Below are 15,142 nucleotides of genomic sequence, written 5' to 3' on the forward strand. Positions count from 1 at the left end.
TAAAACTACTTTTGCAATTAACGCAGCAATTGCAGAACGCCTTGCGGCTGTTGGTTGGCTTGCGCCAGCATTGCGGTAGCGGCTTGGTTGAGGATGTTGTTCTTTTGGAACGACATCATTTCCTTCGCCATATCTACGTCGCGGATGCGGGATTCGGCAGCGGTGATGTTTTCCGAAGCGCTGCTCAAGTTGTTGATGGTGTGTTCCAAACGGTTTTGGATAGCACCCATGTTGGCGCGTTGCGTCGACACGAGATCCATAGCGTTTTGAACAGTTTCGATTGCGGTTTGCGCACCGAATTTAGTAGAGATGTCGATTTTGTCAACATTCAGAGCAGCCGCTCTCATGTCGCTCATCGAGATGAACGCAGTTTGGCCGGCATTAGCGCCGATTTGCGTCATCACCGAGTTGCCAAGATTGCTCGTAGCCGCTTGGAATTTCGAGAAGACGAAGGTAGCCGATTGTCCAACAGCGACATTGGCATCCATAGTCGTCAGAGACACGGTTACCGAAGCCATGCCGGTACCGATCATAGCAGCGCCGAAGGTTACTGCATCGCTCGACAGCGTCATGCCGGCAGCGCCTGCGGAAGCAACCGTCATTTGCGTAGCGCCAGGTCCGACGATCGTCCAGTCAGCAGCAGTGAAGCCGCCGGAAGTAGTGTCGGTATCAGCGACGCGAACGATCATGTATGCGCCGTTAGCAACCGAAGAAGCGCCCAAGCCCATTGCCGTGGTCAGCGAAGCCATACCAGTCGTGTTCAGCGGATCGAAGGTCAACGCGGAGTTGTTGTTGACGCGGTACGAACCGGAAACTGCAGCAGCCACGCCTTTAGCGGAACCGTCGATCAGTTTCTTGGTATTGAACTCAGTGGTGTTGCCGATACGGTCGATTTCAGTGATCGATGCGGTGATTTCCGCTTGCAATTGCTTGCGGTCGGAGTCGGTATTCGTATCATTGGACGATTGAACAGCCAGCTCACGCATACGTTGCAGAATGCTGTGGGTTTCAGTCAGTGCGCCTTCAGCGGTTTGGATCAGCGAGATGCTGTCCTGTGCATTTTTGCCAGCCATGTCCAGACCACGGATCTGTCCACGCATTTTTTCGGAAATTGCCAAGCCGGCAGCGTCGTCGCCAGCGCGGTTGATACGCAGACCCGAAGACAGTTTTTCCAGGGATTTGCTGGTCGCTTGGTTGTTTGCATTCAACTTGTTATACGTGTTTAATGCCGGTACGTTGTGATTGATAATCATGATGAAATTCCTCCTTGATTTTAATCGGGCATCCTTGCCCTGATTTTTTTATGAGTCAGTCGCCGAAGTGCTCCCGGCCGGATAACACTCCAGCTTCTGAACTACTCATTAAAGATATCGTAGCTCCCGGAATAATCCTTAAGTGTTTTTTTCGTTTTTTTTATATGTTTTTTCTTAACGCTTGCGATCCATCCAAAGCCCCGTGTCTTCTTGCCCCATACTTTCGTAAGCCCGTGAAACTTGTTGGCTTTGTTTCATCTGATACAGCTTCTGACTTAATAAACTCTTCAGTTCCTGATCGAGTCGATTGATTTCATCATAAAGCTCCGCCTGCAAAGGCTCTGCAGGTTCACTTTGCATTTTTTGCCGCTCTTCCAACAAACTATTGAAAGTCTCCCAATCTTCGCAAACAAGAAATTTTTTCAATTCATTTGTAAAATAGAGATATTTTTGCCAGTATTCTGATTCGCTTGCCGCAATCGTCATGAAGAGGCCGCCTTTTGCTGCCTCGACAGTTTCATCGCTTCCACCCAGGTATTGCGCAATTCCTGCAGCATGTCCTTCGCTTCCGCCAGCAACGCTCTATCATTTTTCAAATTCCCTTGGATCAGAGAAAATTCTATGTAGTCATACAGTTGGAAATATCCTTTGGAAACTTCATAATCCATATTCAATGTGTTCATAAACTCTCTAACGATATCCTGAGCCCGCATATTGGTGTTATGCGCCTTCTCTAAATCCTTTTGTTCGAGCGCCGCCATGCTTTCGCTTACGAAACGAATCGCCCCGTTGTACAACATCAGGGTTAATTCTTCCGGCGAAGCCGTCATGATCTGCTGGTTCTTATAGGTGTTGGCCACGCTGTTACTCGCATGCATTTCCCTCATCCTCCTAAGCCGAGCCAAGACAACACGCGTCATCCTTTTCGGCATATCTTACCGCCTATTTTTGTTGACTGAGCCAGGAACTCTGTTTGTTCAAGGCCGCCAGTGCGCTCTCCATCGCATTAAATTGGTTGTAATAGCGCGTCTGCAAATCGCTCATGTGCGATTTCCAGGTTGTGATTTCCTTCGTCGATTTGGTTAGTTGCTTGGCCAGATTGCTTTTGGTGTCATAACTGGCAATCGCAGCCGTCCCGGCTTGCGTCAGCAAGTCCGCTTTGGAATCAGTTACCGTATCGTACAATCTAGCCCCAATACCCTTGGAAGCATGCGTAGCTCCAGTGGTCGTTGAATTGTTACTGAAAATCTTATTAACGATTTCCGGATCGGCCTGCAAGGCTGTTCGCAATTTTGTTTCATCCAGATGCAATTGACCGCCTTCGGTATAATATCCGGTGGTAAGGCCGATGCTGGCCGCACTGTTGTAAATGCCGCTGAGTCCCTCGATCGGAGCAGACAAGTCACTGCGCATTTTTTGCACGGTTGTTCTCAGCAACGTATCGTTATGCAGCAATCCGCTTTTGGCTTTGGCTTCCCATGCGGTAATTTCACTATCTTTCATCGCTGCGCGCTGCTCATCGGTCAGCGGTGCATACCCCTTGTACTTGGCCTGATCAATTTCAGTGTTCAACTGCACGATCATCTTGTTGTACGAGTCAACGAACGCCTTTACGTTGGCAACGGTTTTCTCCACGTCCGATGTGACGGTGATGTTAGCAGGGCCAGTCCCTTTTAACGCATAACTTACGCCGGAAATGGTAAAATTGTTCGTTGCCTGGTTGAGCGCGACGCCGTCAATTGTCAGCACCGCATTGCGACCGGCGGTGAAATTCGCCGCCGGAGCCGTAGAATTGTTGGCCAGTTTCAATCCATTATTCCACAGGTTCGCCCCCGCTGCGTCCGTAGCGCCGGTCACCGATACCGAATCTCCGGCTCCGAGCGGGCTCACCGTAAAGCGGCCCGATTTCGCGTCATAATTTGCCCGAATATCAAGCCCCATATTGTTGATGTCATTGACTAACGTGTTGATTGTTTTTCCGGCCGTATTATAACTCCCGCCGCCTAAAGCAACCGTTTTAGTCCCGTCGAAAAGCGTTAGGTTCAGCGTCGTATCGGTACCTCCGATCAAATCCTTTAATGCTGCACTGCTCGCTAGCGGTTTGCTGCTACCATCTACCATCGCTGAAGAGCTCACGATACCCGCGGTTGTAACCAGCGCCGAAGTACCCAGACCCAGTTTTGCAGCCAGCGAATTCGCGCCGCCGGTTCCCGTTCCGTCCGCCGAAGAAAGCGTAATCTGGTTGGCCGCCCCCGACTGCGGCGACGTCAGGAAAAATCGATCCAAAGTCGCATCATAACTGGCCCGGACATTCAAGCCCAGCTTGTTGATGTCGCTGACCAGGTTATAGATACTGGTATTGCCGTCAATATGGTATTTTCCGTCGGCATTGTTGCTCAGCTGTTTGCTGGTCGAACCGTCGGAGATCGTCAGATCAATCACCGTGTTGGTGCCCATACCTAAATGTGCGGCCAAATTGGCCGTCGAGGTGATCGGTACCGCCGAAATGTTGTTAGCGCTGGTCATGCCCGCCCCTTGTGCAATATTGGCCACATTAACCGTATGACTGAAGTTAATAGCGTCAGCATTCGCCGTGACGCTGGCCACGTTGGCATTATCAATCGCGACTGATTTTGGCATTAACGTCCCTTGCATCTTGTAGTTAAAAACCGTATCCTTATTGAAAGTGTCCAACGAACTATAAATTGTATTGTATTCGGTTTTTCTCCATTGCAATAGTGTCTTGTTTTGATTCAGCTTATCCAGATGCGTTTGCGAACCGGCCAACATCTTCTTGACCATCGCATCGATATCCATACCCGAGCCGCTCAGCCCGTATACTCCGCCTGCCATAATAACCCCTCCCTACAACTCGTATTGACGCTTCTTTATCGCTAGTTCTTATGCTTTTTTATCCAGCAAGACCCCAACATAATCGCGGATCCGCGCCATCGTGTCAAGCAGTTCTTCCGGCGGAAACTGCTTCAGCACTTTCTGCTGCTGCATGTCCACCACTTGGACGATCAGTTGCTTCGTTCCGTCATGAATCTTAAAGCGTATATCGGCGTTAATCAGTTCCATGAAATGATTCAGTTCCTGGCTGATATTCTTCACATCAGTCCGCGTCAATTTCTTGGACGCTTCCAGGTACAGATCCTGGGCGCTGGCCTCCTGTTCCTTAAACGATGTTTTCGCAACGTTGCCATCCTTGGTCGCGCTGGCCGTAGAAGTATCTGCTGCAGCCGGTCTGGCTGGAGAAGACGCATATCCTGTGCTCGCGGCATCCAGCGTTTTTACATTGTTGACATCCATGTCATCACACCCCGCTCATTATTCATCAAACTCTTCATTTATATTATCGAAAACAATCCATCTTTTCCTTAGGATTATTTTCGTCCCGGCAATTTTTTTATCGCCTCCAGCGCTTCGGCGCTCAGCGGCGCTAACGCTTGCTTATTCTCGGCAACAATCGCCGCATAAATTTCACCGCGATAAATTTTCACGTCTTTCGGCGCTTCGATAGCGATCTTGACGTTATCACCGCGCACTTCGACAATCGTAAGTACGATATTGTCGCCAATGATCAATTTTTCACCCGCCCTGCGAGTCAATGCCAGCATCGCTATTTCCCCTCCCCGCTCGTCGTTTCCTTAGGAAAACCGTCGGGAAACAAACGTTGGCGCAATGAATATTGGGAGTTTTCCAGCACAACCTGGCGTGCTTTGCCGCTTTTGCGATTGATCACCAGCGGCGCCAACAGGTTGGCGGTCATTTCTTCCGTCTTCTCCGGTACTGTGACAATGTTGAGAATTTGCGGCGGCTCATCCGGTGATACTGCTAGCTCAATTGCGATGGCATCCTCGAGTTCAAACTGATAGTCGCCAAAAAATTGAAACGCGTCGACCACCATGAAGGTCAGTTCCGGATTGTTTAGCGCCTGCAAAAAGGCAAAAGGACTTTCTTCACCATATGCGATAAACGCAAAGCGCTGTTCTTCCGGAAAACCAAGCATGCCGTGTTCGAAACAAAGCACATCTTTTTCGTCGACTTCTACTATGCCGAAGCGGGTCGATTCAATCTGCATATTGCTCCACCTCTCCTATATATGGGCAAAAGCGCCTTTAGGCAGGCGCCGTTCAAGCCCTTATGTCCATCGTAGCATAACTTGCTTCCGTCGTCCAAAACTTTACGCTTTGGTATTGCTGCATACCGACGTTCACTTCTCCCCAATTCAATTGATTATCAAACGTCGCACTCGTCGGATTGAATTGGATGCTACCCGGCTGAACCTGAAATTCGACCGGTTGCGCCTCATAGTGAATCTCCGGCGGCTCCAACCAAGCCCATGTGATTTCCTTTTGCGCCTTTATAGAAGACTCCGCTGCCAACTGGGTTACCGTAGCGCCACTTCTCGCATAATTACCCAGTCGGTCACCGTCTTCTGCCGTTTTAGCGACAAACTCCTGCGCCGCCTGCATGCCACGGTCCGCGTCTTCCCTGATCATCTGTTCCCTTGTCTTGATGCCGTAAGATGCACGCATCGCGGTAGAGTCGATCGTTAACTTCCCTTGCGGCGAGTGGATTTCCACCGTCGCCGCTTCGGTTTCGATGTTCAGCTCTGCCGGCGCGGTCTGCAGCTGAATTTGCGGCGGTTTGCTATCAAGACTGATTTTTGCATATTGTTGGCTGATATTCAGTAGCAGCATCGCGTCCACCTCCTACTTGAGAAAATCGACCAGCGATTGCGGTAAAATTTTTGCTCCGACTGCCAACGCTGCATTATAGACATTTTCACTGTTCTTAAAATCAATGATTGCCTTTGGCATGTCGAGATCCTCATTGGCCGATAAATTATCGGTAATCGTCGTACTATTATTTTCCAACATGCTTTCCGCCATATTATACATCGACATCCGGCTACCCATTTGGGTATGTTGCGACAATAATCGATTGTAATCGCTGTCCAGATTGCCCATGTAACTGCCGATGTTGAAGTTATAGGTGTCACCAGCCGCATTAGCCGCATTGCCATTGATGCTGATCGTCGCCAAATTCGCTGCCGCGCCCATTGGAATCGTCAATGTACCTCCTGGCGTCGCAACCCCGGTATTCCAGGTAGTACCGCCATCGGTCGAATAATCAACGGTAGCTGGTACGCCGCCTGCCCCCAACGTATTCAACCTCACCTGACAAGCATATGGACCGCCATTGAGCGGTGTGCTAGTCTTAGTCACCGAGGCGCTTCCACCTACAGCATTGGATTGCGTAACATAGATCGGATTTGCCTCACTGATGTTTTGCAAATTAGGCGTACCACTCACAAGTTCGTTCTTGATTTTAGACAGATTGTAAAGCAACTCCATGTTTGGCCCAAAAATTTCCGGCGCAGTTAAATTTACACTGTCTTGCGTAGGATTTGCTCCGCCGTTTTGCAATACCATCGATATTTTATTATTGTCACCGTTATAGACAAATTGGTCATTTCCTGCAGCATCCTTCGTTCTAACGACCGGCTGATTCTTATCTTTTTGGCCAGAAAAAAGATATCGATCGCCAACTTGCGTGTTGGCCAGACTGACCGCCTGATTAATCAGTTCATCAATTTCCTTGCCAATCGCCTGATAAGCCGTCGTATCATTCGGACCGACCGCCTGGATCGTCAATTCTTTCGCGCGTTGGATGACCTTGCCCATATCCTGCAGCGATTGGTCGGTCTGCTCCATCCACGACACGGCGTCTTTAACGTGTTGCGTGAATTGTTCATTGCCTGCCAATTCCGTGTGAAACTTTAAGGCACGAATAGTACGAACCGGATCATCGGACGGTTTGTGCAGATCCTTTCCATCCGAGAGTTTCTGTTGGATCTCGCTTTGCCGCGCCAAGGATTGGTTTAAACTGGTCAGGTAATTGTTCAGCAGCATATTATTTGAAATTCTCATTGCATTTCACTCCTTATCGCCCGACCACGCCGGTACCGTTAATCAGTTTATCGTACATTTCGTCCATCGTCGTCAACACTCTGGCTGCCGCGTTGTAGCCTTTTTGGAATCGGATCATGTTGCTCATTTCCTCGTCCATGTTAACGCCGGAAATCGATTGTCGCCAATTGGTAATCTGTCCAACAAGCGTCGTCTGGTTGGTACTCATTTTTGTCGCCGTCTGCGACTGCACTCCAAGCGCGCCCATGTTCGCGCTGTAATACGAATCCAAGGTCGTATTGCCCAGCACAGCTGATGTAGTTTTTTTCAGCATATCCGCCATGTTGGCCGCATTGTCGCCGGAAGCATTGCCTTGGTTTACCGTAAACGTGTACGTATCGGCCACTTTATTACCGGTGGTCGTTCCCATAACAATCGTCGCAGTCCGTCCGCCGCCATCGGTCATTACCACTTGCTGACCGGCCGCAGGCGGACCGGCAACGGTAGTGATGGAAGCTGCAGGTACCGTCGACCACGTTTTGCCGCCATCATAAGAAAAATCAACGCCGGTAATCGCACCCGTCGTCGAGTTGACGGCCGTCGCTTTGACAGTATAGGTACGTGAGTCAGCCGAGTTATAAGTCGTACCAATAAATGTGCCAATACCGCCATTCAGATTGGACTGTTGCACCGTTACCGGCGGCAGATTGGGAACAGGACTGGTTTTAGCAGCAATCTTACCTAAACCGGTTGTCGTGTCAAACAGCGCCGGATTGACTTTTAACTGATCCAGCCAATTATTGGTCGCCGAGGGATGATCGTAGTCGCTACCCAACGTAACGCCAGTCGTGTTGGCGCCATATACTTTACCCATCGACGCATAACCGAGCGGCGCCCCTTGAATCGTCGCCAGATTGGTCGCGGCATTGGTATAGTAGGTTCCTGCGTCGCCGAAAAAATTATTGCCGTTGGTATTATCGGTTCCGTAAGCCTTAAGATGTTGATCATTAAAATCCGTCAAGAAAAATTGACTGGTCGTGTTCAACTGATCCATATACCCTTTCACGCCGTTTTGGCGTGAATCGCGGCTCTCAATGATCCCCTGCAGTTCGCCGCCGTTCGTTGAAAAAGGCATATCTACGCTGGTGAAACGGACATTAGTCAGCGAATAACCATAATCCGCATCTTTGACCGTATATGTCTTCAGTTGCTCCGCATCGTTGGCGCCAACCAAGATGTTGCCGCCTGCCCGAACAATACAATTGCCGTTTGTGTCTTCGCTCGCAGTGACGCTGGCGATTTTTGTCAATTGGTCCACCAGCAAATCCCGGCGGTCGCGCAAGTCATTCGCATGATCGGTACCGGCGAATTCAACCTTGCGAATCTGTTTGTTCAAATCCGCGATCTGCGAGGTAATTTGATTGATATTGCCTACTTTAATCTCAATTGTCGAATTGGCGTCGGTAACCATGTCACGCAATTGCTGTTCCGCTTTTTTGACGGCCTGAACGACTTCGACGCCGCGCTGGCGAACGACGGTCCGCATGCCGGTGTCTGAAGCGTTCGTACCGAGCGACTGCCAAGACTTCCAGAAGTTGTCCAGCGTAGTCTGCAAACCGGTATCGGAAGGTTCTTTAAAAATCCCTTCAATTTTTGCCAGATTATCGCTTAAGCTTCCGGTATAGCCGAGCGAAGCGTTTTCTTTCCAGTATTGCTGATCCAAGTAACTTTCCCTCGCCCGTACAACCGACGTGATCGACACGCCCGTGCCCGCCTGCATCGGTCCATTGCCGCCGTAAATCGTTTCCGGCGCCGACGTCGTCAGGTTCACGCTTTGCCGCGAATAGCCGTCCGTATTGGCATTGGAAATATTGTGTCCGACCGTGTCGAGCGACACCTGCTGTGCATTGAGTCCTCTTACTACTATATTTAAACCGCCAAATGTCGATTTCATTGCTCATTCACTCCCGTTCTCTTTCATCTGCGCTCAGGCTTTCGCATCTAACATGATCGATTTGCGTACCGGCCCCGCATCGGTACCACGATCGGCATAGGTATGTCCAACCGAGTTGTTGCTCAACAGGTTCAGATTGTACTGGATGATGCCGAGCGCCTGTTGGATCAGTTTCGCATTCGCTTCGTTCAGCGGCATCAGTTCGGCCCAGACCGCTTCGAACGCAGCGGTGATTTCGCTCAATTCTTCCAACGTCGTCCCCTCAGCATGACGGCGCAGCTCCGACAGATCCATCTGGCTTTTGGGCACGCCATAAAAATCAGCAAGATCGTCGACCGCTTTGCGGCGCAGTTCTTCGACCTTGCCCATCTTCACGATGATAATCTCTTCCTGCTGCGTCAGCTTTTCGAGCGCTTTGGAATCCACTTTGATCAACACTTGCTGCTTATTTTGATTGATTTCTAACAGTGCGCGATAATAGCCCAACAACTGCCGCAGCGTCTCCAACAGTTCCGTCCATCTTGTATCCATCGGTTTTCTCCTTATTCGCCAATATTATCCGCGATAACGCGGCCGATCATCTTGTCGGCGATCGCTTTTCCCGCCACATGATAGGAGCCTTCCTCAATCGCTTTGCTGTACGCATCCACTTTATCCTGGCGCACATCGCTAAGATTGCGCACCGATTGAAGCACAGAACCGAAGGTCTGCACCTGGGACGACAAAATCACCTCATCCGGCTGTTGCGGCGAACGAGCCGACTCGCCCTTATTGGCCTTGCCTGCTTTTGCCACATTGTTTTGTTCCTGATACGTTTTCAAAATGCCGGCTACCTGATTGCTTGAAATGATCATTTTCTTACACCTCACAATATAATGAACCGCTGGCAAATCCAGTACGATTCACCCATTGGTTTCACTCAGAGACGGAATTTGAAAACTTCAGATTGGCGTCTCTTATTCATACTATCGACAAAAAGGGCGAGGATATTAATCCCCGCCGCTAAAAAAAATATTTTTTTTTAATTCACTTCATCCATTCTAAGATACTGCGCATTAATACTTCTTTTCTTCTTTCTCTTTCGAATACATCCGGATGCCGTCACGCTGTTCTTTTGCACGCTGGTCTTTTTCATAACTTTGTTTAACCTGCGATGTAAATGATTGACTGCACTCGGAGCAAAGACGACCTTCATAAATCGGCGCGCCGCAGGAATCGCAGGCATAGCTGACCGAACCGGTCACAATCCGTCCCCGCTTAATCATGCGCAAAATCGTCTTTTCCTTGACGCCGGTCGCTTCATGAATTTCCTGAATCGAAACCTTATCATGCTTGCGCAGGTATTCGCCGATCTTGTATTCGGCCTCTTCTTCCAAACGATAGCATTCCGGACACATGCCGCTGGCATTATCGACAAATAACTTACCGCAATCTGGACAATTTTTTAAAGTCATAGGAAGCGCCCCCTTCTTTATCTACCTGAAAACATGATTTCTCTTTTTCAGAACCCGCAACGCCGTTTCCATTCCTCTTTGCCTGCCGATTCTTCCTCTCCATTTTATTATACTTATCGTCTTACGACAACTGCTACAGGACTTTTTGCCCATTTGCTTTTTTTTAGTTTTTTAAAGCAGGAATCCTGTCAGCTTTAGCCAATTTAAATATGGCAATTCAAATTCAATTCATAGAAGAAAGGCAGTTTGTTGCGTTATGCTGACCCTGATGCAGGACCCGGAAGCCTATGCCGGCGAGTGGTCCGCCATCCAAGGCATCGTCGATAACTTAATGAATCTTCTTCAGTTGAAGAATCACCGCATCTATCTGCACAGTCACCAGGTGGCCAACTATGCGTCCAGCATTGCAGCCAAAATGCGTCTTCCACGCGAAGAGATCGAACGGATTCGCCTCGCGGCACTGCTGCATGACATCGGTCATCTGACGGTGCCTAATTCGATTTTAGCCAAAATGCCTTATTTCTCGACCCGTGAACTGAGCGTCTTCAAGAACCACTGCAACGCCGGCAGCTGCATGCTGGAAAACATCGCGCAGTGCCAGGAAATCATCCCTTATATCCGCTATCACCATGAGCGTTGGGACGGCAAAGGCTACCCAAAACGCCTCAAAGGCGTCAACATCCCGCTCGGCGCGCGCATCATCGCGGTGACCGATCATTATGATAAATTCATCAATCCCTGCACCGAAAATTGGGGCAAGACAAAAAAGGAAGCGGTGCGTGAACTTTTTAACCTAAGCGGCAGCGCGTTCGACCCCGAAGTCGTAAAAGCGTTCGTCGAGGCACTGGGCTGACGGAAAAACGTTTCAACACGAAGGCACGAAGAATTTGAAGACACAAAGACCCTTGGCATTCGCCAAGGGTTATTTATTTTCTTTTAGCAGAACACGTTGCAACCCTTCTTTTAACCTTGCAACGTTAAAATTCATAAGTAAGCCCAGCGGATATCCGGTAATTTTCAAATAGGAATGCAACTGCGCAGCATGAACAGGCAGCAACGTCTCTACCGCTTTCAATTCGATGATAATTTTTGCATCCACCGAAAGGTCGATCCGGCCGGTTTCAACAACGTCTCCCTGGTATGAAATCCGCACCGTTTTTTGTTGTTCCCACGCGATACGGCGCAAGGTCAGTTCTTTGATAAGTGCCGCCTCATACACTTGCTCTGCATAGCCAGGTCCTAAGACGCGATGAACTTCAATCGCTGCGCCAATCACTTTCGTTGCCAGCTCTTCCGTTTCATCATCCAGCTGCCCCTGCCACTTCTTGCGCACTGTCACTCCTATCCGACAATTCCTCTCTTCTTCATCAGGGCAGATAAAATCTGCCCCTTCCCCTCTTCGTGTTAAAAGGTTCCCCGCCTCACCGGCTCGCCACCGTCAGCGCGTAGACGCTTTCCGCTCCGGCGCGGCGCAGGACTTTGGCGCATTCGTTGATCGTCACGCCGGTCGTCAGGATATCATCGACCAACAGGATACGGCGGCCGGCCACAAGATCCGGGCGACTCACCGCAAAGGCATCTTTCAGGTTGCTGCGCCGCTGTTCCTTGTCGAGGTCCCACTGCGGCTCCGTCGGACGAACGCGCAGCAGCACATCGCACCACTCCAACTTTTTCTCCTCCACCCAAGGCTGAAAGATACGCTCTACCTGATTATAGCCGCGTTCCTGCTGGCGCTTCGGATGCAGCGGCACCGGTACGACCAATACATCGGGCGCAGCGACCCAAAGCTCGTCCTGCGCCTGTTGGATCAGCCAGCGCAAATGCGTCGCATAACGTCGCCGCCCCTGGAATTTCAGGCGCTGCATCAGCTTGCGCACGCCTTCGCGATAATGGCAGATGGTTTGCGCGCCTTTCAAATAGTTGAGCTTGCCCAAAACGACATTGATCTCGCGCACGCACGAAACTTCGCTAAAACAAGGCCTGCACCACTGCCCATGCACATGGACCTCTTTTTTGCAAACCGGACAACGCGGCGGATACAGCCAATCCACCAGCGCCGAAACCCATTCCTGCCACATCAATAATCGCCTCCTAGAAAATTCATCGTACAAGAGGAACCGATAAAAAATCAACACGAATAAGAGAAGAAAAAAGAAAAGACACAAAGAAATTCTTTTAAAAATCCCTTCCCCCTCTTCACCTTTCTTCGCATCTTCGTGTTAAAAATCGCCCTATATCTCGCGCTGCAACCGTTCGGCGAGCAGCGTGTAGCGGCGTTTGGTGCGGTCATTGCCGAGTGCGGTATTGAGCGCCGCTTTGCTGCCGACCAGAACCACCTTGCGCTTAGCGCGGGTGATCGCGGTATAGAGCAAATTGCGCTGCAGCATCACATGATGGCTGCCGGACAGCGGCATCACGACGACCGGGTACTCGCTGCCCTGGCTCTTATGTACGCTCATCGCATAGGCCAGATGCAGCTCGGTTAGATCGCCCTTTTCATAGAGCACGACCTGTTCCGGATAACGCACGCTGACCCGCCCGCCGCTCACCCATTCGACAAAACCGATATCGCCGTTATAAACGCCCTTCGTATAGTTGTTGCGCATCTGCATCACCTTGTCGCCGCCGCGCAAATTATGCCCGCCGACCTGGACGCTTTCGCCGCCGGGCAGCGGCGGATTAAGCGCTGCCTGCAGCTGTTGGTTCAGATTTTCCACGCCGCAGGTCTGGCGATGCATCGGCGAGAGAACCTGAATGTCCTTTAGCGGCTCAAAGCCTTCCTGCGCCAGTTCTTCTTTACACAGTTGAACAATCCGATCCGCCGCACGCTGGCTGTCGTTGATCTCGAGAAAAATAAAATCGTCGCCTTCTCCCAACTGCGGCGCGAGGCCACGGTTGATCCGGTGCGCATTCAAAATGATCCAGCTTTCGCCGGCCTGCCGGAATACGTCAGTCAGGCGTACCACCGGCAATTGCCCGGAACGGATGATGTCTTTGAGTACCGAGCCCGGCCCGACCGCCGGCAGCTGATCGACGTCGCCGACCAGCACAACGCGGCAACCTTCCTGCACCGCCGCTAAAAAATGATGCATCAGTGAAATGTCCATCATCGAGACTTCATCGAGAATGATGACATCGGCCTCCAAAGGCAAATCTTCGCCGCGCAAAAAAACAGGCGTTCCTTCGACGCCGCCAGTCGCTTCCAAGAGACGATGCACCGTCATCGCTTCCTGTCCGGTCGCCTCACTCAAGCGTTTTGCCGCCCGTCCGGTCGGCGCGCCGAGCAAGATGCGCAGCCCCTGCTGCTCCAACAGTTCCATAATGCCGCGCACTACGGTCGTCTTCCCTGTACCCGGCCCGCCCGTCAAAACGAGAATGCCATGTTTCAACGACGACAGCATCGCCTGACGCTGCGCCTCGGCCAACTGCAGCCCGGCGGCCTGTTCCCAGTCCGCGACCAATTGTTCCGGATCGCTGCCGCCGACCTCGCGCGCCTGATCGCGCAATGTGACTAAAAGCCGGGCGACTTCCGTTTCCGCCTGATACAGATTCCAAGGATACATCAGCGTCAAACCATGAAAATCTTCGACGCACAAACGATCCTTCTTGCGCAGTTCGGCAACCACCAGCGAGACTTCCAGTTTCTCTACGCCAAGCAGTTTGGCCGCTTCAGCAACCAGCGCTTCTTCCGGCACGCAACAATGTCCGGCCTGCGCAATCTGCAGCAATGCATAATCGATGCCTGAGGCGATCCGTTCCTGGCGATCCTTGTCCCAGCCCAGTGCCATCGCCAATTGGTCAGCCGTGCGAAAGCCGATGCCGCTCACTTCTTTGGCCAGACGATATGGATTGTCTTCTAAAATTTGCATCGCCAACATGCCGTATTGCTGATAAATCTTCGCCGCATGCGTGCCTGTGATGCCGTATGTTTCCAGAAAGAGCATGATGTCGCGCATTTCCGATTGCTCCGTGTACGATTCATGGATCTGGCGCGCCTTTTTCGGCCCGATGCCCGGCACTTCTTCCAACCGTTTTGGTTTTTCCTCCAACACGCGCAGCGTATCGCTGCCGAAATAGCGCACTAATTTCGCCGCCACTGACGGCCCGACGCCCTTGATCGCACCGGAGGCGAGAAACCGTTCGATGCCCTTGATGCTGGTCGGCGCGACCCGGCGACAGCTTTCGGCCTTGAATTGCTGGCCAAACTTCGGATGTTCAAGCCAGTTTCCTTTCAGTTCGACCTGCTCGCCAACTAGCGGCGTCGCCAAGTTACCCGTTACCGTTACCTGTCCCAACACTTGTCCCTGCCCGGGACGCAGACGAAAAACAACGAATCCGCTGTCGCTTTGAAATATGATATTTTCAATCGTTCCTTCTAACAGTTCCACAAACATTAGCTCCCGTGTCGATAGTCTATCTGCAGATAGTTCCCCGTCTGCAGCGCTAATTCCTGCCCGAACGCCGAATTACGCAGCAAGAAAGACGACGGCGTAGCCGCCTTAGGTTAACGACGAAGTTTTGACGCGAAGAGGGAATGCTAATGCAAAGTCAGGGCGACTTCGC

Annotated in this window: 17 protein-coding genes; 1 reads left to right on the forward strand and 16 read right to left on the reverse strand. The window is 50.9% G+C overall.

The features are described 5' to 3' along the window. Positions 1–17 precede the first annotated feature (17 nt). The 13 genes from QTL79_RS03150 to QTL79_RS03210 form a co-directional block, all read right to left on the reverse strand. On the reverse strand, positions 18–1,253 hold the full coding sequence (locus tag QTL79_RS03150) for a flagellin N-terminal helical domain-containing protein (RefSeq protein WP_346353482.1): 1,236 nt from the start codon (positions 1,251–1,253) through the stop codon (positions 18–20). A 174-nt stretch (positions 1,254–1,427) separates the two neighbouring features. Continuing rightward, positions 1,428–1,739 carry a flagellar protein FliT gene (locus QTL79_RS03155; RefSeq protein WP_346353483.1) on the reverse strand — a complete coding sequence of 104 codons (312 nt, stop codon included), beginning with the start codon at positions 1,737–1,739 and terminating at the stop codon, positions 1,428–1,430. Further along, entirely contained in the window at positions 1,736–2,131 is a 396-nt protein-coding gene (gene fliS / locus QTL79_RS03160) for a flagellar export chaperone FliS (protein ID WP_346353484.1), read from the reverse strand. The genes QTL79_RS03155 and fliS overlap by 4 nt, the downstream gene beginning before the upstream one ends. Before the next feature lie 64 nt (positions 2,132–2,195). Continuing rightward, positions 2,196–4,106 carry a flagellar filament capping protein FliD gene (gene fliD / locus QTL79_RS03165; protein WP_346353485.1) on the reverse strand — a complete coding sequence of 637 codons (1,911 nt, stop codon included), beginning with the start codon at positions 4,104–4,106 and terminating at the stop codon, positions 2,196–2,198. Between the two features lie 48 nt (positions 4,107–4,154). Next, on the reverse strand, positions 4,155–4,565 hold the full coding sequence (locus tag QTL79_RS03170; protein ID WP_346353486.1) for a flagellar protein FlaG: 411 nt from the start codon (positions 4,563–4,565) through the stop codon (positions 4,155–4,157). Positions 4,566–4,639: 74 nt separating this feature from the next. Further along, positions 4,640–4,873, reverse strand: coding sequence for a carbon storage regulator CsrA (gene csrA, locus QTL79_RS03175; RefSeq protein WP_346353487.1), 234 nt, complete (start codon positions 4,871–4,873; stop codon positions 4,640–4,642). Positions 4,874–4,875: 2 nt separating this feature from the next. After that, positions 4,876–5,337, reverse strand: a complete 462-nt coding sequence (gene fliW / locus QTL79_RS03180; protein ID WP_346353488.1) for a flagellar assembly protein FliW — start codon at positions 5,335–5,337, stop codon at positions 4,876–4,878. Between the two features lie 52 nt (positions 5,338–5,389). After that, positions 5,390–5,959 (reverse strand): DUF6470 family protein, encoded by a 570-nt coding sequence (locus QTL79_RS03185; RefSeq protein WP_346353489.1) that lies wholly within the window; start codon positions 5,957–5,959, stop codon positions 5,390–5,392. Positions 5,960–5,971: 12 nt separating this feature from the next. Then, on the reverse strand, positions 5,972–7,192 hold the full coding sequence (gene flgL, locus QTL79_RS03190) for a flagellar hook-associated protein FlgL (protein WP_346353490.1): 1,221 nt from the start codon (positions 7,190–7,192) through the stop codon (positions 5,972–5,974). A gap of 13 nt (positions 7,193–7,205) precedes the next feature. Continuing rightward, the gene (flgK, locus tag QTL79_RS03195; protein WP_346353491.1) at positions 7,206–9,125 is read right to left on the reverse strand and encodes a flagellar hook-associated protein FlgK; all 1,920 of its coding nucleotides are present in this window, start codon (positions 9,123–9,125) and stop codon (positions 7,206–7,208) included. A gap of 33 nt (positions 9,126–9,158) precedes the next feature. After that, positions 9,159–9,656 (reverse strand): flagellar protein FlgN, encoded by a 498-nt coding sequence (locus QTL79_RS03200; RefSeq protein ID WP_346353492.1) that lies wholly within the window; start codon positions 9,654–9,656, stop codon positions 9,159–9,161. Positions 9,657–9,667: 11 nt separating this feature from the next. Further along, positions 9,668–9,979: a flagellar biosynthesis anti-sigma factor FlgM gene (gene flgM / locus QTL79_RS03205; RefSeq protein ID WP_346353493.1), complete on the reverse strand. Its 312-nt coding sequence runs from the start codon at positions 9,977–9,979 to the stop codon at positions 9,668–9,670. A gap of 201 nt (positions 9,980–10,180) precedes the next feature. Beyond that, complete coding sequence (locus QTL79_RS03210) at positions 10,181–10,579, reverse strand: flagellar protein (RefSeq protein ID WP_346353494.1); 399 nt, start codon at positions 10,577–10,579, stop codon at positions 10,181–10,183. Positions 10,580–10,835: 256 nt separating this feature from the next. Here QTL79_RS03210 and QTL79_RS03215 point away from each other — a divergent pair, with 256 nt between their 5' ends. Further along, positions 10,836–11,432, forward strand: coding sequence for an HD-GYP domain-containing protein (locus QTL79_RS03215; protein ID WP_346353495.1), 597 nt, complete (start codon positions 10,836–10,838; stop codon positions 11,430–11,432). Positions 11,433–11,501: 69 nt separating this feature from the next. On the opposite strand, the gene QTL79_RS03220 is transcribed toward QTL79_RS03215, so the two are convergent. From QTL79_RS03220 to recD2, 3 genes are all read right to left on the reverse strand, one after another. Further along, positions 11,502–11,912, reverse strand: a complete 411-nt coding sequence (locus tag QTL79_RS03220) for a GxxExxY protein (protein ID WP_346353496.1) — start codon at positions 11,910–11,912, stop codon at positions 11,502–11,504. A gap of 88 nt (positions 11,913–12,000) precedes the next feature. Then, a complete protein-coding gene (locus QTL79_RS03225) occupies positions 12,001–12,657 on the reverse strand; it encodes a ComF family protein (protein ID WP_346353497.1) in 657 nt (218 codons plus the stop codon). A 153-nt stretch (positions 12,658–12,810) separates the two neighbouring features. After that, positions 12,811–14,967, reverse strand: coding sequence for an SF1B family DNA helicase RecD2 (gene recD2, locus QTL79_RS03230; RefSeq protein ID WP_346353498.1), 2,157 nt, complete (start codon positions 14,965–14,967; stop codon positions 12,811–12,813). Positions 14,968–15,142 lie beyond the last annotated feature (175 nt).

It is taken from the genome of Azotosporobacter soli, from assembly GCF_030542965.1.
GTDB classification, from domain to species: Bacteria; Bacillota; Negativicutes; order SG130; family SG130; genus Azotosporobacter; species Azotosporobacter soli.